The sequence below is a fragment of the Gracilibacillus oryzae genome (genome assembly GCF_009498735.1).
Lineage (GTDB): Bacteria > Bacillota > Bacilli > Bacillales > Amphibacillaceae > Gracilibacillus > Gracilibacillus oryzae.
Genome location: NZ_ML762429.1, coordinates 71,977 through 93,972 on the forward strand (window position 1 = coordinate 71,977; position 21,996 = coordinate 93,972).

Here is a 21,996-nt window from a genome sequence, read left to right on the forward strand (position 1 = left end):
AGGCTTACTGTCCCATTCCCCTATTTACCAGTCTTCTCCTAAAGCTCAAATCTATTAACCTGATGTGACAATTGCTCGGCCAGCTGTGCTAACTGATCAGCACGTATTGAAACTTCCTCCATGGAACTGCTTGTTTGTTGGGAAGAAGCTGCCACTTGTTCAATCCCTGCCGCAGACTCTTCTGATACAGAAGCAATGTCTTCAATCGATGTATTCATTTCATGGCTGTTATTAGCAATACCTCGTAAACTAACGGAAATATCTTTAATCCTTGTTACCATATCAGATATAGAAGAATGAATAGATTCAAATGTCTCACCAGTAACTTCTATCTGTTTAGATCCTTCATTAACTTCTTTATAGCCTTCTTTTAATGAAACAACGACCGTTCCGGATTCATGCTGAATAGTACTTACAATCTTTGTTATATCTCCAACAGAATTGGATACTTGTTCTGCTAGTTTCCTTACTTCATTTGCCACAACAGCAAAACCTTTTCCATGTTCTCCTGCCCGCGCTGCTTCAATTGCCGCATTTAGTGATAGAAGGTTGGTTTGTTCTGAAATATCCCGGATTACTTGTACAAGCTTCGATATCTCTTGTGATTGCCTATCCAGTCCTTGGACTTTAGTAATGGAATCCTGTACAATCTGATCAATTGTTTTCATTTGTGTAACAGACGTTTTCATGAATTGGCTGCCTTGTTCTGTTAACTTTAGTACTTGGTCTGAGCTTGCAGCAATTCCTTCTCCGCCTTTGTGAGCTTCTTCTATCTGTGTTACGAACTGCTCCATCATTTCTGATAAATCAGTAGAGTTATTTGCTTGTGACTCTGCCCCTGAAGAGAGTTCCTGCATAGTAGAAGCAATTTGCTCACTGCCCTCTTGAACTTCGTTGGCAGATTGATTTAATTCCTCACTCTGATTGGATAAACTAACGGTAGCTTGTGACACACTGTTAATAATATCTCGTAAACTTGCTTGCATTTCATTAGTTGCCACAGCTAACTGGCCAATCTCTCCTTTACCCTTGAAGTTGACCTTATCACCTGTCAAATCACCTTTTGCAATTCTTTGAATGGATAGGACTATTTTTTGAATTGGCTTTGAAATCGAACGAGCAGTAATTATCCCTAAAACAATCAGAATAATAGTCAATACAATAATAGTAACTGTTGAAACAACTAACTGTGATTGTGCCTCATCTTTTAAACTAACTGACTTTCCTTTAATAACAGAAACTATCTTATCTTCTATTTCTTTGTATAGATTAATCTTTTCTGTCACTTGGTCATACCAATAGGTGCTTTCAACCTGGAAATCTGAAGTATTAGTTAAAGCGTTATCACGCATTTCCTGGACAATAGTTTTCACTGGAAGATTCATTTGCTGCTCATATAGATCAAGAACTTCTTTGTTACTTTGATTTAGTTCAAATAATTCTAAATAGGTGTCCTGCTGTGTAATTAATGAATGCAATCTCTGGGATTCCCCAATCAGGAAACTGTCTCTTGAGAAGACTGTACTCATTAATGCCCGCTCCACCCCAGCGATTTCCTTTACTTTCATAAAGAGCACATAGGCATTTATATCATTCGCTATTTCAGCATTTGTGGAGATCTTAGAGACGAAACTTATTACATTTAACATCTTTTAATTGTGAGTGGAATAATACCCTGTTGCTTCACTATCATTAATACTGAAACTATCCACTGCTTCACGGTGGGACTGTAATTGATCTTTTTGTTCAATTGCTTCCTGTAATGATTCGTAAAATTCAGCTCCATAACTGCTAGCATCAAAACTTTTCAGAAAGGTATTTAACTCCTGTAATTTACCGTCAGTTAACGCTCGCTGCTCACTCAATTCAACCTGGAATGTTTGTCCATTACTTCCGGTAAACACTCCTGTTGCCCCGCGTTCCTTCTGCATTTCATGGACATAGGCGCTTAGATTAGTAGATAAAGTAATTAACTCATTTAATCTCTCAGACTGTTTTACTGTATTCATTTGACTTATGATGCCTATTGCTGATAATAGAACTACGGCTATAAATGGAATTGCTATTAAAATATACAGTTTCTTACTTATTGTCATAACTCTTGTTGCTCCTTCTTCTTAGGATGTTTTTTCCTTGATTATTTACAGTTTAATACCTTAAAAATAATAGACGCTGTGTCTCCTCTCAATGCAGGGTGCTGCTTATTATGACATAATCCGCCAAGCTTGAATGTAATCTAGTCATCTCCTACTATATCGGCTATATCTGACTTTTAGTAAAGTGATTCGATAACATTAAAAAAGAAGTATCTCTTCCGTCGAATCACCTGGTCTCAAACAACCAGACAATACGGAAAGATACTTCCTGTGCTGCCTCTATCCATTTTTTACAGGTAATTTTCTACCCTTTGATCCCGCCAATCATAACCCCTTTCACAAAGTATTTCTGTAAAAATGGATATAAACAAAGAATTGGCACAGTTGCGACAACGATTGTGGCATACTTAACTGTCTCTCCGATTGGCATTGCATCAACTGAACTGACACCAGTCGTCATGTTGCTTGTATCATTCGCGATCAGAATTTCTCTTAAAATCAACTGTACAGGGAACAACTCTCTATCCTGCAGGAAAATCATGGCATGGAACCAGGAATTCCAGTGAAATACTCCATAGAACAAAATCATTACAGCTACTACAGGTAATGATAACGGCAAAATGATTCTAAAAAGGATGGTAAAATCCTTGGCGCCATCGATCCGGGCTGACTCTTCTAAACTGTCAGGGATTCCCTGAAATGCTGTACGCATAATAATCAGATTGAATGCACTGACAGCTGTAGGAAGAATCAACGCCCAGCGTGAATCAATTAAATTGAGCTCACTCACAAGTAAATATAGAGGAATAAGTCCTCCTTCGAAAAACATAGTGAAAACAATCATAAACATAATCAAGTTGCCCCACATTACCTTCTTGCGGGAAAGAGCGTATGCCCCCAGGGATGTTAGTAAAATATTGATCGTTGTTCCAACAGCTACATAAATCAGTGTATTAATATAGGAAGTGATAATCATAGGATTTTTGAATACCATTCTGTATGCTTCAAGTGTCAGATCCTTTGGGAATAGCATAAGGCCTCTCGTTTGTGCAACATAAGTCGGGTCACTTATGGAGGCAAATAATATATAGAGTAATGGGTACAATGTTACAAGTGATAAAAGAACTAAAAAGATGATATTTGTGTAATCAAAGATTCTCTCTCCTATCGACCTTCTCATCATGTTTCCCTCCTTACCATAATTTTGTGTCACTTACTTTTCTGGCTATTCCATTAGCAATCACTAGCAATGTAAAGGCAATCATCGCCTTAAACAAACCTACTGCCGCACTGAAACTGAAATTACTTTCTAAGATACCCTTTCTGTACACATATGTCCCTATTACATCCGCTGTCTCATATGTGGTTGGATTGTACATTAAGAGGATCTTCTCTTCCCCTACAGTCATGAATTTTCCAATTAACAGAATTAATAAAATTACAACAGTCGGCATGATTCCAGGCAGGGTGATGTGAAACATCTGTTTAAACCGGCCTGCTCCGTCCATTTTCGCAGCTTCGTAAAGCGATGGATCAATGTTTGACATTGCGGCCAAGAAGATAATCGAACTCCAGCCTACATTCTGCCAGATATCAGAACCTACAAATAGGGTCCTGAACCATTCTGCCTCTCTCATAAAAGCAATTGGCTCCATACCGAACAAAAATACCAGAATATCATTTACTACACCGTCTCTTGCCAGAAAATCGAATAAAATACCGACAATAACAACTAGTGAAACAAAGTGAGGCATATACGTAATCGTCTGGACTGTTCGTTTAAAGATTCTTCCTCTTACTTCATTTAAAAGCAGTGCAAGGATAATCCCGGCAGGAAATGCAAATAGTAACGTATAGAAGCTAAGGAGAATGGTATTAACCAATAGCCGCCAAAAGAAGAAACTGTTAAAAAATTCTATAAAATGATCAAAGCCAACCCAAGGGCTCCCGGAAAAACCAAGTGCAGGAGAATAATCTTTAAACGCAATTTGCAATCCGTACATCGGTCCATATTGAAAAATAATATAATATAACACTACTGGTGAGACCATCAAATAGATAATTTTATTCCTTTTAAAATCTTTCACCACATCTTTTCTGAAGTTTCCTACTTTCCTTCTGAAATTGCTTTTCGGTTTATCTTGAAGTTTCACATCTTTTTCTAAGTTTTCCACTTCCTTCACCTCTTTTCATTATCTCAAGATGGATAATATGCCATCGAGATAAGGTAACCCCCCACCCCGACAGCATATAGACAAGAAATTACCTTGAATTATAACGGTCTAATGCTGCTTGCTGAAGTTCAATCGCCCGCTCAATTCCCATACCTTGTAATGTTGCCACAAACTCATCGAAGTTATCTAAAGGCTCTTCCCCCATAATAAATTTAATTACCATTTCATCATAATAGGTGTTCAGATCACTCATAATCGAGTTGAACTCTTCACTTTCGTCAGCTGTCAGTGTTACTGGTGGAATAATAATATTGTTCTCCGCTGAATCTCCCCAAAGCTGTACTGCTTCTTGCTGTTCAGGTAATGTCAAATATTGTTCTACATAACGTTTATCCTGTACAAAAGGACCACCATAGGGTGATCTCACATATTTTCCTAATGCTTGTGTCATCGGTAAACCATCTGGATTATTCGTAATTTCTTCTGTATAAGCAGGGTAGCCGTCTACCATTTCATAGCTGGCTCCTTCGATACCAAAGTTAAAAAGCATATGGCCTTCCTCTGAATAAGCAAAATCCAGCCATTTTACAAGCTCCTCAGGATTTTCCGCAGAGCTAGTAATCGCTACACTATGAACACCAGAATAGGCAGGATCCAATTGTCCTCTTGCCGCTTTTTCCCCTTCATTCAGACTAGGATGAGGAGAAGGAGCTAAAATAAAGTCAGGATCTTTTTCTGCCATTAATCCCATATACTTTCCAATTCCGCTGCCTGTAAAGCCATAAAAACTGCCTAGCTGCCCTCCTGTTACTTTTGCATCCAGCAGCTTAGAGTCAATTGCAGCAAAGTCAGGGTCTAACAGCCCTTTATCGTACCAGCTGTTTACCTTTGTTAAAAATTCCTTAAATTCCGGCTGGATCGAGCCATACTTTACCTTGCCGTCTTGCTGGTAAAATTCCGGAGTGATTCCATAAGCACTGACAAAAGCTCCTGAATATTTTATATGATTAAGTTCTAACAGTAATGGTATTTCATCATTCTCCCCATTCCCGTTCGGATCTTCATTCTTAAATGCTGTTAACACCGTTTCCCATTCATCAATGGTTGACGGTTTTTCTAAATTAAGATTCTCAAGCCAATCCTGTCGTATAATAGGACCCATAAAAACCATTAAGGATTGATCGCCGCGCAGAAACGGAAAGGCATACATGTTGCCATCATCTGTTGTAACCATGTTTTTAATTTCCGGATTTTCGTCTAAATATTTGGTTAAATTCGGTGCATATTTCTCGATTAACTCATTTAAACGAATAATCGTTCCATTTTCTATCGCATTATCCGGACCTTTTGGAACCTTCCGCCAGTTATATTCAATAGCATCAGGCAGCTGATCGGAAGCAACCATTAAGTTAAATTGTTCTGTAATCTGTGTTCCTTCACCTGATGGGTGTTTAAATTCAACTTTTGTACCTGTAATTTTTTCAAGCTCTTGATATACACCTACACTGTTCAAACTTTCTGAAGTAATGGCAACATTGGGATCTATTGCAGTCCAATAAGTAAATTGATCTGGATATTCTACTTCTTCAGGAGACTTACTTACATCTGCTCCACTCTCTTCTGCATCATTGGAGGCCTCATTATTAGAGCACCCTGCAGCCAATAATAGAATTACGATTAGCGAAAACAAAACTGATAACGCTTTCAAATTTTTCTTGATCATTTTAATCCTCCCCTTTTTTCGGTTTACTGCCTGAAAACTTGCTCACAACAATCATAAGTTATCCTGAGCAAACTGGATATAATACAATTTTTAGATCTGTTATCAAATTATTAGATGTACTGTTATCTGATTATTGTCTCCATTAACAGATGATTGTTCTTACGCCTTCTAAACAGCAATCCAGCCAGTTTGAATAAAAAACTCTGCCATCGTATTTGATAACACTGGCAGAGCAAATCTTAATTATTAATTTGCGTAAACTATTGAAATCATGAAGTGATTTTGCGGTATTGACCTGGAGTTACACCCTCCACTTTTTTAAATACTCTAATCAAACCAACACTGTTTGCGTAGCCTACCCTTTTCGCAACCTCGGCTATTGTCAGCTTTTGATTAGTCAACATCCTTTTTGACTCTTCTATCCTTACTTTTGCAATAAAATCGGAGATAGTAAGGTCTCGCTGTTTCTTAAAGAATGTCGACAAGTATGACGAGTTCATCCCAAATTCGTCTGCTATCATACTGAGGCTGAGCATGTTATCACCATAATTATCCTCAATAAAATGGATTATATCCTGATACAGTCGTTCCCCCTGATTACTGTGGTTGTTTTGTATTTTAATACAAAAGCTGGAATATAATGATTTAATATTTTCCTGCACTTCCTGAACTGTCCTGCATCCTGAAAGAACATGAAAAGGCTTGTTTTCTTCGATAAAGTTTTTCTTTTCTTCCAAGTCTAAAGTGCTGAGCAGTTTGATGAATGTACTTAATAAATCATGAGCAAGAAATTTACTTACTTCTGGCGTCATTTCCTGTTGCCGCATATTGTTAACTAAAATCTGTTCAAGTGTATTCTCTACATTTGCATAGTCACCGTTCTTCGCAAAATTGAGTAACTGAACTTCTGTCTCTGTTGGATAGTGATAGTCACAACCGCTGTTATTTTTAATATCATTATATGCAATAATTGAATTTGGCCCTTTTATCATCCTGTAATCCAACGCCATCACTGATTCTCCATAGCATTCAGAAATCTTGTGCAGTCCATGGTGAATTTGACTGATAGCTACTGTAATCTTAATATGAAACCTCTCTTCAAGAATACCCTTCAATTCCTTGATAAAGCGTAATTGCTTTCGTTCTTCCTGACTTGAATTATCTTGATGATTGTTCACGATGATGAGCTTATCACGTTCAATTTCAATGGTGTAACCATCTCCATCAAATAACTCTTCGCTAAGGTTAGCGATAATAAAACGGCTTAGCACCCATTTCGTATCAATATTTTCTTTGGTAAATTGACAATAATCATCAATCTGAATTAAGACCGTGCTAAAAAAATCTTGCGTAAATCTAACTCCCATGAAATGTAACTCTCTTTCCGACATTGTTGTAACATCTACTTGTCCACGTACCATCCGCAAAATAAAGTCAGATCGAATGACAGGTTCCTGCCGGGCGATAAGACGATTTAACTGGCTTTGTTTATGTATATAGCCAGCAATGGACTGTTTGATCAAATCCAATTCATTTTTAAAAGGGCCTTTTGGCTGATTATTTCCTATCACCGTATTCACTACATCCCGAATTGGGCGATAATTTCTGTTTGCTAAATAATAAGAGACAATAATTCCAATAACAACCGAAATAAGCAGCATTCCAAACGCCCATGATTTAACGTGATTGACCTGAGTTAAGACAATTTCCTTTGGGACAATAGATACGTAAGTCCAGCCATTTTCTTCTGAGGTAGTAAAGGATACGATCATTTCCTGACCATCTATCTTCTTTGTAATAAAACCAGCTTCCTTGTTCAGTAAAGGCTTTATATTTACAAAGGAGTTGGTATCATCACTTGTAGACATCATTATATTATCCTTTTGATCTGCTATATACATAACACCGCTGTTTAATCCCTCAATCTTGTGTAGCATATTCCGAACCTGCCATTCATCAATGTGAACCATCAGTGCCCCTTTAATATTATCCCTTTCTCCATAAGGTAATGATTGAAGAAATGTAATCACATTATCTTCCCCCGCATTTGTGATTACTTTCTCTGAGGGAGAATAATCTCTTAAATGGAAACCCGACATTTTATTCATAATTTCAATATAGGAGGTGTCTTCATAACGCTTAATATGATGAAAAAATAAGGAGGCATTTGTTTTCATTGTTGGTGAGAGTAATACATCAGAGTTGGAAAAGTATACATAATAATCATCAATGTTTGTACTTACCGTTTGATACCTTTTAAGCTCATTGATAAATTCAATATACTTATAATTTCTCATATTCTGCTGATTTATTAACTCAATTAACTTCGGGTTTAAGGAAACCTGTAATGATAATTGTTCTACTTCTTTCAATTTATTATCTACTACCTGCTTTACTTGTTCTAGCAGTGCTGTATTGGACTTATTGGCATTATCGATTAATATTGACTCCACTCTGTTAAATAGGATAATGCCAATAATAATAGGCAAAAGCAATATGATGAAATAGGAAAATAGAAATCTTATAAAAACGGTTTTCCGTTTTTCACTCATCTTTTCAGTTCGTTCACTTAAGCGCTTACATTTTAACAATCCTCTCACTCCTTACTTAAAAACTTTTTTAAGATAACTGACGAAAAGGGGGGAATAAAAGAACGGAGACAGGAAGAATTTCTTGTTTGCTAAAAGAGATCATTTTGTTCTCCCTTTGAATCCCTACTGTCTCTGAAAAATATATTCCGTTATATTAATGCACTGTCTATAGAAATATTCTTTCCAGACCAGGCCTTCTTTGTTGTCCATTCTTCCTCTCCTTGCCAGAAGGTATCATCTGCAGGTAATCCTAACGGCAGGAATACAGCCGCACATAAATATAAGCTGCCTGTTGAAATATATGGCTCGCCTAATTCTGGCTGATGTCCGCATAAACCAATTCTTAACCATCCATTATCATCAAAGGTTCCCGGAATCTCGATCATCCGGCGAATCACAGCTGTTAGAGCACACCGGACCTGGGCAGGCTTCAGACTAGCATCCAGCCTGTGCTGCAAGGCCATTTGAGCAAGATGCTGAAAGGCTCCAAAGCGATAAGCAATTGATCTTCCTACAATAGGAAATGTACCTTCTGGTGAAATATTCCTCTCCTGAATCACAGCATAGCGGATCGCCCGTTCATGAATTTTAGATTGTAACATCTTCCAATCTGGTGATAATTCAGCAACAGTGTCAATTATATCAACAATCATCGGCTGAATCACATAACTGTTATAATAGTCGGCATGAAAAGCAGGTCCATCTCCATATAAGCCGTCGCCTAAATACCATTGTTCATGTTGTTTTAATGCAAAATCAATTCTCATTTGGTCATAGTCTTCATCAAACAAATATAGAGCTGTCTCAATCATCGCTGCAAACAATAGCCAGTTGTTGAAGATCGGTTTTCGTGTACGTGTTTGCTTTAATGCATTGATGACATTATTTCTTACATTTGGTTCTAATTTATGCATCAGTTCATTAGGGGCCCGTACTATCGCATGGGCAAGAAAAGCTGTGTCCACAATAGGCTGTAGTCCATGGGAAAAATTCATATAGTCAGGGGATTGGGGATCTGTTGCCTCTTTCATTCCTTGCCTGATAAGATCGCCATAATTCTTCCTTAAGGCTCCTTCTTCTCCCTCATCCGGTCCATTTTCTATCCATGGTGCCATTCCGCATATTAAACGGGCAAATGCTTCTAAATAAGTGTATTCTCCCCGATCTTCCATTATTGCTTCCACAGGCATTTGCTGTTTTAACTGCTGATTTGCCAGAGAATGCAAAACAGGGTCCGCTATTTGGAGCATTGTTGTTAACCAAAATTCCCGGTCATTTGTGTAAGCCATTTGTTCACATCCTTCACAATTTTTCACTTGTAAAATAACTCAATCCTGCTTCTAATCAATATATTTCCTTAGTTTCTACAAGTAGCAGTATAGGTAAGCGCTTTCTATACAGGTTTTTATTATAACTGGTCTTACAGCATAAAAGTTGTTGTATAATAACTAATAATATCGTTCTGTTGTTCTATAAATGCTTCGTATATTTTCGCCTGAAATCATTGTTTCATTAAGGAGGGGTGAAATGAATAAACTGTTTGAACAGATCGACCTGAAGCCATTTCACTGGATTTACCGGAGGATTTCTGATGCGAATTTCAACGGTTTCTACCACTGGCATCAAGGCTGTGAATTACTATTTGTCTACAGAGGAAAAGGACAAGTAATTGTAAATCAGCAAACCTATGAAATAAAGAAAGGAATGCTTTTCTTTTTTCAGCCATTTCAGCTGCACAAAATAAATGTGGAAGTATCCTCCCATACTCCCTATGAACGCAGTATTATGCACTTTGATCCGAAAACACTTGGACCGCATCTGCATCTGTTTTCAAGTCTTCATACCTTGTTACACCGACTGCAGAATGGCGTAATGGAACCACAGGCATTTGACTTAGAAAAAGAATTTGAATATGTTTATGAAATATGTGAATCACTTAATAATTCATTGCAGACAAGCCACTGGGAGGAAGATAGCCAGCTCTTTCTTATGCAAATGCTTTCATGTATTCGCAGAAACCTTGAAGAATCGAAAACAGACAGGTTCAGTAACAGTCTCCGTCCGCTTCGCCACTCTGAGAGAATGATGAACTGGATTGAAAAGAATTATACAAAGCCGTTTGATCTGGATCAATTATCTGCTGATCTTCATCTGTCAAAATCTTATGCCTCGAGAGTTTTCAAGCGTGAGGTTGGGAGCAGTCTGACTGAATATATAACGATACGCCGAATCAAGCAAGCTTGCCAATTATTGCAGATGACCACTGAACCTGTTGAAATAATTGGTGAATGTGTGGGGATCGGAAGTGTATCTTATTTTATCCAGTTATTCAAAAAAATGATTGGTACAACACCACATCAATTCAGAATCTCTCATCAGCGAATGGTTAGTGATAAATTGTAACCAACTATTTTAGTAGGAAACAGACTATTCTCTAAAAAATGGCACTTACCGTACCTGGCAGGTGCCACCCATAAGATTACTTTATTAAATAAAATTCATACCTGCATTATTCAAACGATCTCGTGATGAATCGGTACTTTTCCCCCTTTTGTGGAAGCATACTAAATTATTAGAAACTAAATGATGGAAATACAACCAACGCTTTCTTATAATAATATGTATAAACAGTCTCAACACCTCTATATTACTTTTAGAAATACTAAAAACAATTTTCCAATTTTTATTTTCATTTGTTTATTATCATTAGCAGCAATGTTGAATGAAAACTCACTTATTTTTAATTCCATCATTTTTCTGAAAAATACTTTTTTCTGCAGTGAATGTATATTTCATGCTGAATCACCCAATCTATATACGGTAATTGATTAAAAGATAACTGCATTTTAATTGACAATAATAACAGACCCTATATAATAATTAGTATAAATTAATAATTATTATATAGGGTCTGTGGATCAGGCAACTTTGTATAATAATTAAAATTGAAACTTAGGAGGAATTTTTGTTATGTCATTAATCGGTAAAGAAGTACAACCATTTACAGCCCAAGCGTACTTAAACGGTGAGTTCATTGAGGTTACAGAAGAAAATTTAAAAGGTCAATGGAGTGTTGTTTGTTTCTATCCAGCAGACTTTACATTTGTTTGCCCAACAGAACTTGAAGACCTTCAGGAACAATATCCTGCGCTTAAAGAACTTGGAGTAGAAGTATTCTCTGTATCAAGAGACTCTCACTTCACACATAAAGCATGGCATGATTCTTCAGAAGCAATCGGTAAAATTACTTACACAATGATCGGTGATCCGGCGCATGTTCTTTCCCGCAACTTTGATGTATTTGTGGAGGAACTAGGACAAGCAGATCGTGGTACATTCATCATTGATCCTGACGGTATTATTCAAGCAGTGGAAATTAATGCAGAAGGTATTGGCCGTGATGCAAGCACATTAATCAACAAAATTAAAGCAGCACAATATGTTCGTAACAACCCAGGTGAAGTTTGCCCAGCGAAATGGCAAGAAGGTGGCGAAACACTTAAACCAAGCCTTGATCTTGTAGGTAAAATTTAAGGAGAGCGATTATTAATGGCACTGGATGCAGAAATTAAATCACAATTAAATCAGTATCTTCAAATGTTAGAGAACGATATTGTGCTTAAAGTCAGTGCAGGTTCAGATGACATATCAAAGGAAATGCTAGTTCTTGTTGATGAACTAGCTTCCATGTCATCTAAAATCACTGTCGAACATACAGAATTAACACGAACACCAAGCTTCAGTATTAACCGTGCTGGTGAAGAAACTGGTGTAGCATTTGCTGGTGTTCCATTAGGACACGAATTTACTTCTCTCGTATTAGCATTGTTACAAGTAAGTGGTCGTGCTCCAAAAGTGGATCAAAGTGTGATTGATCAGATCAAAAAAATTGATGGTGAATATCACTTCGAAACTTATGTGAGTCTTACTTGCCACAATTGTCCTGATGTTGTGCAGGCACTAAACATTTTGAGTGTGCTTAACCCTAATATTACACACACAATGATCGATGGTGCGGCATTTAAAGAAGAAGTAGAAAGCAAAAATGTTATGGCAGTACCAGCCGTTTTCCTTGATGGTGTATTCTGGAACGGAGGACGCATTTCTCTTCAGGAAATCATCGCGAAACTAGGGGAAGGCGTTACTGCAGAAGACTTAGCAGATAAAGAGCCATATGATGTTCTTGTTGTTGGCGGTGGCCCAGCTGGTGCTAGTTCGGCAATCTACACTGCACGTAAGGGGATCCGCACTGGTATTGTTGCAGAACGTTTTGGCGGCCAGGTTCTTGACACACTAAGTATTGAGAATTTTATCAGTGTGAAGGCAACAGAAGGACCAAAACTTGCACAGGCACTTGAAGAACATGTAAAAGATTATGATATTGATGTTATTGATCTACAGCGTGCAAAACGCTTAGAAAAGAAAGAACTTTTTGAACTAGAACTTGAAAATGGTGCAGTTCTTAAAAGTAAAACAGTTATTATCTCAACAGGTGCAAGATGGCGAAATGTGAACGTTCCTGGTGAACATGAACTGAAAAACAAAGGGGTAGCTTACTGTCCGCAGTGTGATGGTCCATTGTTTGCTGGAAAAGACGTTGCAGTTATTGGTGGAGGTAACTCTGGAGTGGAAGCAGCCATTGACCTTGCCGGAATTGTAAAACATGTGACAGTTCTTGAATTTGCACCAGAACTGAAAGCAGATTCTGTCTTACAGGAGCGACTGAACAGCCTGCCAAACGTGACGGTTATACCAAATGCTGCCACGAAAGAAATTACAGGTACAGACAATGTTACAGGACTTACGTACACAGACCGTGAGACAGGTGAAGAGCACCATGTTGAACTGCAGGGTGTATTCGTCCAAATCGGTCTTGTACCAAACACAGAATGGTTAGATGGAACAATTGAACGCAATCGCATCGGCGAAATTATTGTCGATAAGAGCGGTGCTACTTCAATCCCTGGTGTGTTTGCAGCAGGAGATTGTACTGACAGTTCTTATAATCAGATTATTATTTCAATGGGATCAGGTGCAACTGCAGCGCTAGGGGCATTTGATTATCTGATTAGAAATTAATACAGAGTAAGTATAAGCAAATTCGACATCTTTAGAAACCTACTATCCTATTATTGATGACAGGATAGTAGGTTTTACTTTTAATCCTATTCCAAGCAAAAGTACCAATACGGCCATTATCCCCATTTAAAGGGACATAGCCCTACTGGTCTTAATCAATTTCTCGGTAACAAAACTTTTACACTCGTCCCTTTATTGACCTCACTATCAATTGATATATGGCCTTGATGTTCCTGAATTATTTTGAAACTCACCATTAACCCTAAGCCTGTTCCCTCTTCTTTTGTTGTATAGAACGGTTCACCCATCTTTGGTATTTTCTCTTCCGGTATTCCTCCACCTTGATCTTTTACTTCAATTTCTACATTATTATTGCCAATTTTTGCTGTTATTGTGATGACTCCTCCGTTTTCCATTGCTTCAATCGAATTTTTTACAAGATTAATGAAGACTTGTTTTATTTGGCTTTCATCACAAATAATATTCGGAAGATTTCCTGCTATTCTTGTTTTTAGCTTAATATTATTTTTTTCAGCTAAAGGTTTTAACAATGAAAGAACATAATCTAAGATAGTTTGGACGTTTTTCAAAGCAAAATGATGGGACTTTGGTTTCCCGAGAATCATTAAATCATTTACAATCGTATCTATCCTGTTGACCTCCTCAAGGATTATCGCATTGTATCGTCCTGCAGAATGTTCGCCGATTTGCTGCAACTCTATAAGTCCTTTTATAGAAGTTAATGGGTTCCTTATCTCGTGGGCTACACCAGCTGCCATTTCCCCTACCACAGCTAATCTTTCCGTTTGCTGCAACTCTTCATATGCTCTCTTAATAGAGGTAATATATGATATAATACGAGTTAATAACAAATAGGCAATAATAGCAATAATAATAATTAATATGATTGGTGTCAGCACATCCTCCATATGCCCTGTTATAAGTCCTGCAAAGATATATTTAAAAATCATTCCGAGTGAAACCATCCAAAAGTATGTCTTATTAACAAATATAGGAGAAAACAGGACAAGTAAAACCTCAATAATATTTCCACTCTCGTAGGTATAATTAATATTATTACTCGATAAAAATATCATTGCATCATTAATCATAACGACCAGGATATATACAATAATGTAAATATATTTAATAAGATTTGGTTTTTCTTTTTTAAAACAATAGAGAGCAACGAAAAGCAATCCGACATGAATGAGATAAGGAATAATACCCAAGCTCCCATCTGCAAACAAGACTTGCTCCTCTCCGTTCATAATGGGAACGATGTAAAAATCATAAAAATCATAACCCCAGGCAATAATGTAAAATAGAACTAAAAATAATATGGTGGCTTTTTTCTCTTGATGTAACAAAGCATATTTAGTAGAAACAGATTCTGACATAATCCCTCCTCCATCGACTAACTTATTCCGACAAATTTCCTATATCTCATTTTATACGATATATTCCCTTATATACAACGTTTTTCTCTTTCATCAATAAAAATACTATATATTTTTATAATACAGAAGTCATATATCTTTCTATCCATTATCCTGATTGGTCCAAAAATCACTTCATTTATGATATATTCTCTTAAAATATCTCAAATACAAAAAAGAACCTCTTCCTTCCTGTTTCCCTAAAACTGAAAGAAGAGAATCCTCCTATGATCAACCCTTATAATCGTCCACAAATAAATTGCCAAAAATGATGAACTGACTCCCAAAAACGCCTGGACCAGCCTTATGGCTCCAATAGATAATGCGCTTGTTGCAGCCTGTCGATTTAAAAAGCTGCAGGGCGCCAATTTGCTATAACCACTGCAGCTCATATATTTATTTACCTATCTTTTCCAGCCGACAGCTTGCATGCTTTAGCACAGGCTGATGGGAAAGTGGATCCACCTCATCCATTGTCATCTCATTAGCATTAGCTTCCCCATCAAAATTCCCGTAATGAAATGGAACAAAGACTTCCCCCTTATTCATGATATTCCCTACTTTTGCCGGCACTTCAACGTTACCTCTTGGTGAAACAATTCGTACCTTTTCTCCATCCTTGATTGCAAGGTTTCTCGCATCATCTGCATTTATTTCCACAAAAGCCTCGGGAGCTTCCTTTTCCATTTCAGGCATTCTTCCTGTCTTCGTCCTGGTGTGCCAATGCCAGATAAGTCGGCCTGTATTTAACCAGAACGGATAATCTGCTCTCGGCTGTTCAGTCGGACCGCCAAAACGAGTAACTTTAAAAACAGCCCGTCCGTTCGGGTTCATTTCTTCAAACTCTTCTCTCGACAGCGGTCTGCTTGTATAAGGATCCTTGCCGTAGTTCTGGCAATAATCAACCTCTGTGTTAAAGAAATGATTCTCATATAAACGAGTTTTTCCTTCAGGATTATCAGCAGTACAAGGCCAGCGAAGACCATTTTCTTTTTCCAGCCGATCATATGTCATACCAGTCATATCACAAGGACGACCAGCAGAAACCTTCTTCCATTCTTCAAAAGCTTCTTCAGGTGTAGAGTAAGCAATCAATGGGTTCCCGTCTCTATCCTTGAATTCCATTCTTCTGGCGAATTCCACCAGGATTTCAAAGTCTGTTTTTACCCCATTTGGTGGTTCAATAGCTTTGCGAAGCACGTTGATGGTCCGATCGGCATTCTCCATTGTTCCTTCCTTCTCGCCCCACATGGCAGGTGGAAGGACAACATCTGCTACCTCTGTTGTTTCTGTTAAGAACGGATCCTGGACAACGACGAAGGGTTTCTCCAGTGCCTTTCTTGCCCGCTCCTGGTTTGGCAGGGAGACCAGCGGGTTTGTATGGATATTCCAGAAAAATTGAATCTGTCCCTTTTCCATCAATTCAAGCTGCTTAATGATTCCTTTATTAGGTCCAATTTCTAAATCTTCCTCCTTTACATTCCAGAGTGCCGCAATATCCTGAATATGCTTTGGATTGTTAGGATTCCGGTTGCCAGGATATGTTCCGACACCGCCTACTGTTCTGTTGCCTGACGAGCTCGGCTGTCCTGCCATATGTAATGGTCCACAGCCTGGTTTACCAATCAATCCACGCATCAAGTGAATATTGTTGATAGCTAAACAGGTTGTTGTTGCATCGCTTGCTTGATATACACCCTGCAGTGTTGTGGTGACAAGAGATTCTGTTTTCCCTAACTTTTCAGCAGCTAGGGTAATCTTTTCTTCTGATAAACCGGTGATTTGACTTGCTTTTGCTATTGTCCACTTATTAATTTCCTGTTTCAGTTCATCCAGCTGGATAGTGTGATTGTTAATGAAGTCATGGTCAATCCATTCATTATTGACTATTTTGTTCTGGATGGCATTTAGTAAGGCAAGGTTTGTTCCAGGGTTTAAATCCAGATGTAAGTCTGCCTCCTTGGCTGTCGGTGTCCTGCGTGGATCAACTACGATTAAGTATGGTTTCCCTGTAGCCTTTTTTCGTCTTAAAATTCTGTCCCATAATACGGTTCCTGTTTCAGCCATGTTATGGCCAAACAGCATAATGGTATCAGCTTCGTCCACATCATCAAATGAAGTTGGAACCCCATCTGATCCAAATGATTCAATCAGACACCATTCTGTTGTTGCTGTACATAAACGTGTATTGGCATCCAACAGGTGTGTTTCCATGCCTGCTCTACCTATTTTTCCAATCGTATAATAATCTTCCAAAAAACCTTGGCCAGTCGAATAGATGGCCACACCATCTCCACCTTTGTCTTTCAAAACTTCTTTGGCTTTACGGACAATCAGATCCATCGCTTCTTCCCAGCTGGCAGGTTCCAAATCTCCTTGATCATTACGGATCATTGGCGTTAACAACCTATCCTTGCTATTATTTGGAATCCATTGGTATTTAGCTTTAGGATCCAATCTTCCTTTATTTATCGGGTGTTCATCTATTCCCCCAATACCAATAATTTTATTATCTTTTACCGCTATATCTGTACCACAGCCAACAGAACACAAATTACATGTACTGTGTATCCATTTGTCGACAGTTTCGTTATCTGCTACAAACTGCTCATGCAGGACCTTTCTATGATCCATATCAATTCCCCTCTCTGTTTATTCCCGGTACTGTGCAGGTACAATAAATCGAGTTTTTTCCCATCCTCCAGCAAATTCATGTATAGACGGAACAGCTTCTTTTAATTCCTTCTTCATTTCTTGAAAATTTTCTTCCAGCCAATCAAGTTCATCACTATTAACAAAGTTATTTTGCTCAGCAACCCGTTTCCATTGCTCAAAGATGAGTTTCTCTGCTTTATCCCCTTTATAGACAATATGCAGGTTTTTGTGTATCTCGTCATTCATTTCAGGAGTCTCTCTAAGTCCATTCAATATAATCTGTATTGCTTCCTTTTTTTCCTGCAGGAGCATTGTGAACCTTTCCTCCATCGTGTTCTCCCATACAGGCATCCTGTCCAGCACCCGATCCGCCAGCCCTTGAACAATCCGCAAATGATAAGCAATTTCAGCTGCTGCGTGCATTCCGACCCTCCCTATAGGAATAATGTTTTGAGTTTTATTCTCCTAAAAAATTCCCGCTTTTTCATCGAACTAAACTTGCTCAGCAAGGGATTTGGTATAGATTGTAAAAATAGCAGGAATTTAATCAACGGGTATTTTTGACGCCTGCTAATCGTTATTAGAAGTAATCTGTGAAGGCATGCCATGGGTTTCAAGTATTTCTGTCAAAAAAATAAACACCCCAAAAGCCAGATTGTCTCCAGCTTTTGGGGTGTGGTTCTTTCGATAACTTATTAATCAGCACTTACTAATTAGGATACTGATTCTGATTTGACTTTAGGGATAAATCTTAAAGCATAGATTGCACAAATACCTACAATAACATAAATGATTTGTGATAGAATCGCTTCTTCCCCGCCAAAGATTGTCGCTACAAGATCGAATTGGAATAGCCCAACTAATAGCCAATTTATTCCACCTACAATTAATAGAACTAATGCGATAATATTTAATGCTTTCATCATTCATTCTCCTTTCCATATTTTTGATCCTTTCTCGTCTTACCTTTCCATTTCCTTTTATTCAACATTTGAAACATATATTGCTGAAAATAAATAAATGCCATCACACTTCCACTATTGATTTCCTTCTACTTCCGTATCAAATCTGCCACAACACGAACATTCATTGCTTTCATTGACATACTCGCCATTGAAAAATTGCGGTTCATTTACAAAACCGCAAAACAAACAACAATTATATTCGATAACGAATCCCTTCTTTCTAATAAATAAAATAAGGAGTTTGAATACAGGAAATAATAAATGAAAATTATTATAATTGATAATCGTTCTCATTTTCAAAACTGTTATGATAAATTATTCTGCTTATAAATCATTTAATTGACAATGATAATCATTTTCATTTAACATAGAATCAGATACCTTACAGGAGGGATCATTAAATGGCAAAAGTAATCTTATTGTTCTGCAGTATGTCTGGCAATACGGAAGAAATAGCTGAGATCATTGAAACAAGTATTTCCAATCATGGACTAGAAGTATGTAAATTTCAATTAGATATGGAAGATATAAAAGTGACAGATCTGCTGGACTATAAAGCTATATTATTCGGGACATACACATGGGGAGATGGAGATATCCCTTATGAATTGGAAGATTTCTATGATGATATGGAGGAGATTGATCTAACTGGAAAAGTTGTCGCATTATTCGGGTCCTGTGATAGCATGTATCCTGATTATGGTGGTGCCATTGATACATTTGCAGAGCGGTTTAAAGAACGGGGGGCCTCGGATATTCTATATCACTTAAAAGTAGATTTGACCCCAGATGATGATGATGTGAAGCGGTGTCAGCAATTTGCTGAAGACTTTGTTGAGCAGCTTAATATTTATGCCGAATGAAGATCGTTGTTTCTCTTCCCATTAGAAAAAGAAGCGAATCACTTAAGAATCGCTTCTTCCCACCCTTCTCTATTCAAATGTTAACAACTAAAAATGATTTTAAGAAGTGGTTGATATTAAGCCTATCCCCCTGCAATCATCTGTGCTAGCTGCCCGCACACCAAAGCTGCATAGGTACCGACAATGTTACCTAAAATACCCATTAACAGTCCAACAGGTGCTAATGCCGGCTGGAATACGGAAGCAACAATTGGGGCAGAACTTGTACCACCGATATTACCTTGGGATCCTACTGCGACAAAGAACAATGGTGCTCTTAATAATCTTGCTGCAGCAAAGATACAAATAATATGAATGGCTAACCACACAGCTCCCATTAATATGAACTGTGGTGCTTGCACAACATCTGCTAAATTGGCTTGTGCACCTATACCAGTTAAGTATAAGTAAATGCCTAAATAACCTATTTTACTGGCACCGTAGTATTCTAAATTTCTTACTTTTGTAAAGGAAAGAGCAAGCCCAACAGCCGTTATTAAAATAAACGACCATGTGGAAGTGCTCATAATCTCACTTTTTGGTATAAAGTCCATATCTGCGAATACACGAATGATATAGGAGCCTGCAACCCCAACTGCTAAAATGGCAAACAACTGTGGAAGCTGTATTGGTTTAATATTTCTTTCAACATCTGTGGCAATATCTGCATTAACTTTCTTAATAGTAGAATTATCCGCACCATTCCACTTATTGAACCTTTCCTGAAAGTTGGCTAATGCAATCATGACACCCATCCAGCTGATGCCAACTATTGTGTCTGTTAAGATAACAGGACTTAATATGTCATCAGGTGTCTTAAATGCCTCAATCATGGCACCCATATTTGCCGCTCCACCAATCCAGCTTCCAGCAAGGGCACCGACTCCACGCCATGCTTCCTCTGGCAGTATTCCTTGGAAAAGAGCAAATGCAATCGGTCCACCAATAACAACACCTATGGTCCCTGCCAAAAATAACAGAATAGCTTTACCGCCGAGCTTAAAGGTAGCCGGAACATTCGCACTAAGCATTAATAATAACAAGCCCGCAGGAAGTATATACGTACTGAGAAAACTATATAAATCAGAACTTTGCGGAATTATCCCAAAGGTGGTAGAAATCATTGGTAGAAAGTACATCCAGATTAAGGGTGGAGCATATCGAAAAAACTTACGTAAAAATTTATTATCTAGCGTAGATAACATGAATACAATCCCTACAACAGCAACTAAATAAGCAAAAATAGCCATAGGGTCTTGAATTAACGCCATATCCTTACTCATGATGAGAAACACTCCTTGTTGATTTTTAAAAATTTTCAGATAATTAGTGGTGGAGACTTGAAGATTTTATCATCTTATAGGAAAAATTCAATCAGAAAGTATTGTGAAATTTACCATTTAACTACAGGGGGTGTCATTAAACAAGTATTTTGATCACTATTTTTGCTATTGAAGCAATAGATCCTATACTTAATTTTCTATCCCAATTTCGATAGACAGCAATGAACACAACTAATGCACACCATTCGGCAGTGCAACTTTTCATATTCAATTAAATAGCTGTAAAGCCTCCATCAATCGGTATCACTGCCCCATTAATATATGCGGCTTCTTCCCCTAGCAAGAAAGCGACTGTGTTTGCCACTTCTTCTGGTTGACCTAATCGTTTCTGCGGAACTGGGTCAACGGAATTCTTTGCAGCCTCAGGATTCCTTTCCAGAAATTGAGCTACCATAGGAGTTTCCGTTGTTCCTGGTGCTACTGCATTAGAGCGAATTCCCTGAGCAGCATATTCTGCTGCGATGGTTTTAGTAATTCCAATAATGCCATGTTTTGTAGCAGAATAAGTACCCACTGTCTGCTGTCCGACAAGACCTGCAGTTGAAGATGTATTAACAATAGCACCACCACCGTTTTTAAGCATAACCTCAACTACATATTTAATACCATATAATGCCCCGCGCATATTAATACCAATAACTTGATCTATTTGTTCAATTGTATTTTCAACGAAATTCGTACCCGGTCCGGAGATACCTGCATTGTTATAAAACATGTCGATCGTACCAAATTCTTTCACTGTTTGATCCACATAATTTTTTACTTCCTCTGCTTTGCTAACATCTGCCTTAATAAAGATAGCTTTAGCGCCTTTTTCTTCCACTAATTTAACAGTTTCCTGACCGCCCTCTTCTGAAATGTCGACAACGCTGATATTGGCTCCCTTTTCAGCCAATTTAACAGCTACTGCCTGGCCTAATCCACTGCCTGCTCCTGTAACAATTGCTACTTTTTGATTTTCCATTTTTGCCAGCTCCTTTATGTAAGTCCAATACAGAATTAATACTATCGGAAATTTAGTTGCTTGTC

At 37.9% G+C, this 21,996-nt stretch carries 16 protein-coding genes and 1 pseudogene; 4 read left to right on the plus strand and 13 right to left on the minus strand.

Annotation, left to right across the window (positions count from 1 at the left end):
• Window positions 1–38 precede the first annotated feature (38 nt).
• The 7 genes and pseudogenes from F9U64_RS22950 to F9U64_RS09690 all read right to left on the minus strand — a co-directional run bounded on the left by F9U64_RS22950 (window position 39) and on the right by F9U64_RS09690 (window position 9,873).
• Complete coding sequence (locus F9U64_RS22950; protein WP_323125837.1) at window positions 39–986, minus strand: methyl-accepting chemotaxis protein; 948 nt, start codon at window positions 984–986, stop codon at window positions 39–41.
• Window positions 978–2,096: pseudogene (locus F9U64_RS22955) on the minus strand (nitrate- and nitrite sensing domain-containing protein); the annotation flags it as partial. The pseudogene F9U64_RS22955 and the gene F9U64_RS22950, both read right to left, overlap by 9 nt.
• A gap of 304 nt (window positions 2,097–2,400) precedes the next feature.
• A complete protein-coding gene (locus tag F9U64_RS09670) occupies window positions 2,401–3,279 on the minus strand; it encodes a carbohydrate ABC transporter permease (RefSeq protein ID WP_407647309.1) in 879 nt (292 codons plus the stop codon).
• A 10-nt stretch (window positions 3,280–3,289) separates the two neighbouring features.
• Window positions 3,290–4,249, minus strand: a complete 960-nt coding sequence (locus F9U64_RS09675; RefSeq protein ID WP_407647312.1) for an ABC transporter permease — start codon at window positions 4,247–4,249, stop codon at window positions 3,290–3,292.
• Window positions 4,250–4,358: 109 nt separating this feature from the next.
• Complete coding sequence (locus F9U64_RS09680; protein ID WP_153402866.1) at window positions 4,359–5,993, minus strand: extracellular solute-binding protein; 1,635 nt, start codon at window positions 5,991–5,993, stop codon at window positions 4,359–4,361.
• A 269-nt stretch (window positions 5,994–6,262) separates the two neighbouring features.
• The gene (locus F9U64_RS09685; RefSeq protein WP_153402867.1) at window positions 6,263–8,584 is read right to left on the minus strand and encodes an AraC family transcriptional regulator; all 2,322 of its coding nucleotides are present in this window, start codon (window positions 8,582–8,584) and stop codon (window positions 6,263–6,265) included.
• A 149-nt stretch (window positions 8,585–8,733) separates the two neighbouring features.
• A complete protein-coding gene (locus F9U64_RS09690) occupies window positions 8,734–9,873 on the minus strand; it encodes a DUF2264 domain-containing protein (RefSeq protein ID WP_153402868.1) in 1,140 nt (379 codons plus the stop codon).
• A gap of 238 nt (window positions 9,874–10,111) precedes the next feature.
• Between F9U64_RS09690 and F9U64_RS09695 the strand changes: the two genes are divergently transcribed.
• The 3 genes from F9U64_RS09695 to ahpF all read left to right on the plus strand — a co-directional run bounded on the left by F9U64_RS09695 (window position 10,112) and on the right by ahpF (window position 13,663).
• Window positions 10,112–10,987 (plus strand): AraC family transcriptional regulator, encoded by an 876-nt coding sequence (locus tag F9U64_RS09695; RefSeq protein ID WP_194287330.1) that lies wholly within the window; start codon window positions 10,112–10,114, stop codon window positions 10,985–10,987.
• Window positions 10,988–11,554: 567 nt separating this feature from the next.
• Window positions 11,555–12,118 carry an alkyl hydroperoxide reductase subunit C gene (gene ahpC / locus F9U64_RS09700; RefSeq protein WP_153402870.1) on the plus strand — a complete coding sequence of 188 codons (564 nt, stop codon included), beginning with the start codon at window positions 11,555–11,557 and terminating at the stop codon, window positions 12,116–12,118.
• 15 nt (window positions 12,119–12,133) lie between these two features.
• Window positions 12,134–13,663: an alkyl hydroperoxide reductase subunit F gene (gene ahpF / locus F9U64_RS09705; protein ID WP_153402871.1), complete on the plus strand. Its 1,530-nt coding sequence runs from the start codon at window positions 12,134–12,136 to the stop codon at window positions 13,661–13,663.
• 155 nt (window positions 13,664–13,818) lie between these two features.
• Here ahpF and F9U64_RS09710 read toward each other — a convergent pair whose 3' ends face one another.
• The 4 genes from F9U64_RS09710 to F9U64_RS09725 form a co-directional block, all read right to left on the minus strand.
• A complete protein-coding gene (locus tag F9U64_RS09710; RefSeq protein WP_153402873.1) occupies window positions 13,819–15,063 on the minus strand; it encodes an ATP-binding protein in 1,245 nt (414 codons plus the stop codon).
• A 435-nt stretch (window positions 15,064–15,498) separates the two neighbouring features.
• Window positions 15,499–17,736 (minus strand): molybdopterin oxidoreductase family protein, encoded by a 2,238-nt coding sequence (locus F9U64_RS09715; RefSeq protein WP_153402875.1) that lies wholly within the window; start codon window positions 17,734–17,736, stop codon window positions 15,499–15,501.
• Between the two features lie 18 nt (window positions 17,737–17,754).
• Window positions 17,755–18,180, minus strand: coding sequence for a hypothetical protein (locus F9U64_RS09720; RefSeq protein WP_153402877.1), 426 nt, complete (start codon window positions 18,178–18,180; stop codon window positions 17,755–17,757).
• Window positions 18,181–18,470: 290 nt separating this feature from the next.
• Window positions 18,471–18,680 (minus strand): DUF378 domain-containing protein, encoded by a 210-nt coding sequence (locus tag F9U64_RS09725; protein WP_153402878.1) that lies wholly within the window; start codon window positions 18,678–18,680, stop codon window positions 18,471–18,473.
• A gap of 443 nt (window positions 18,681–19,123) precedes the next feature.
• On the opposite strand from F9U64_RS09725, the gene F9U64_RS09730 reads away from it, so the two are divergent.
• Complete coding sequence (locus F9U64_RS09730; RefSeq protein ID WP_153402880.1) at window positions 19,124–19,585, plus strand: flavodoxin; 462 nt, start codon at window positions 19,124–19,126, stop codon at window positions 19,583–19,585.
• Window positions 19,586–19,707: 122 nt separating this feature from the next.
• On the opposite strand, the gene F9U64_RS09735 is transcribed toward F9U64_RS09730, so the two are convergent.
• Complete coding sequence (locus F9U64_RS09735) at window positions 19,708–20,907, minus strand: DUF819 family protein (RefSeq protein ID WP_228275653.1); 1,200 nt, start codon at window positions 20,905–20,907, stop codon at window positions 19,708–19,710.
• Between the two features lie 271 nt (window positions 20,908–21,178).
• Entirely contained in the window at window positions 21,179–21,931 is a 753-nt protein-coding gene (locus F9U64_RS09740) for an SDR family NAD(P)-dependent oxidoreductase (protein WP_153402882.1), read from the minus strand.
• Window positions 21,932–21,996: the final 65 nt, after the last annotated feature.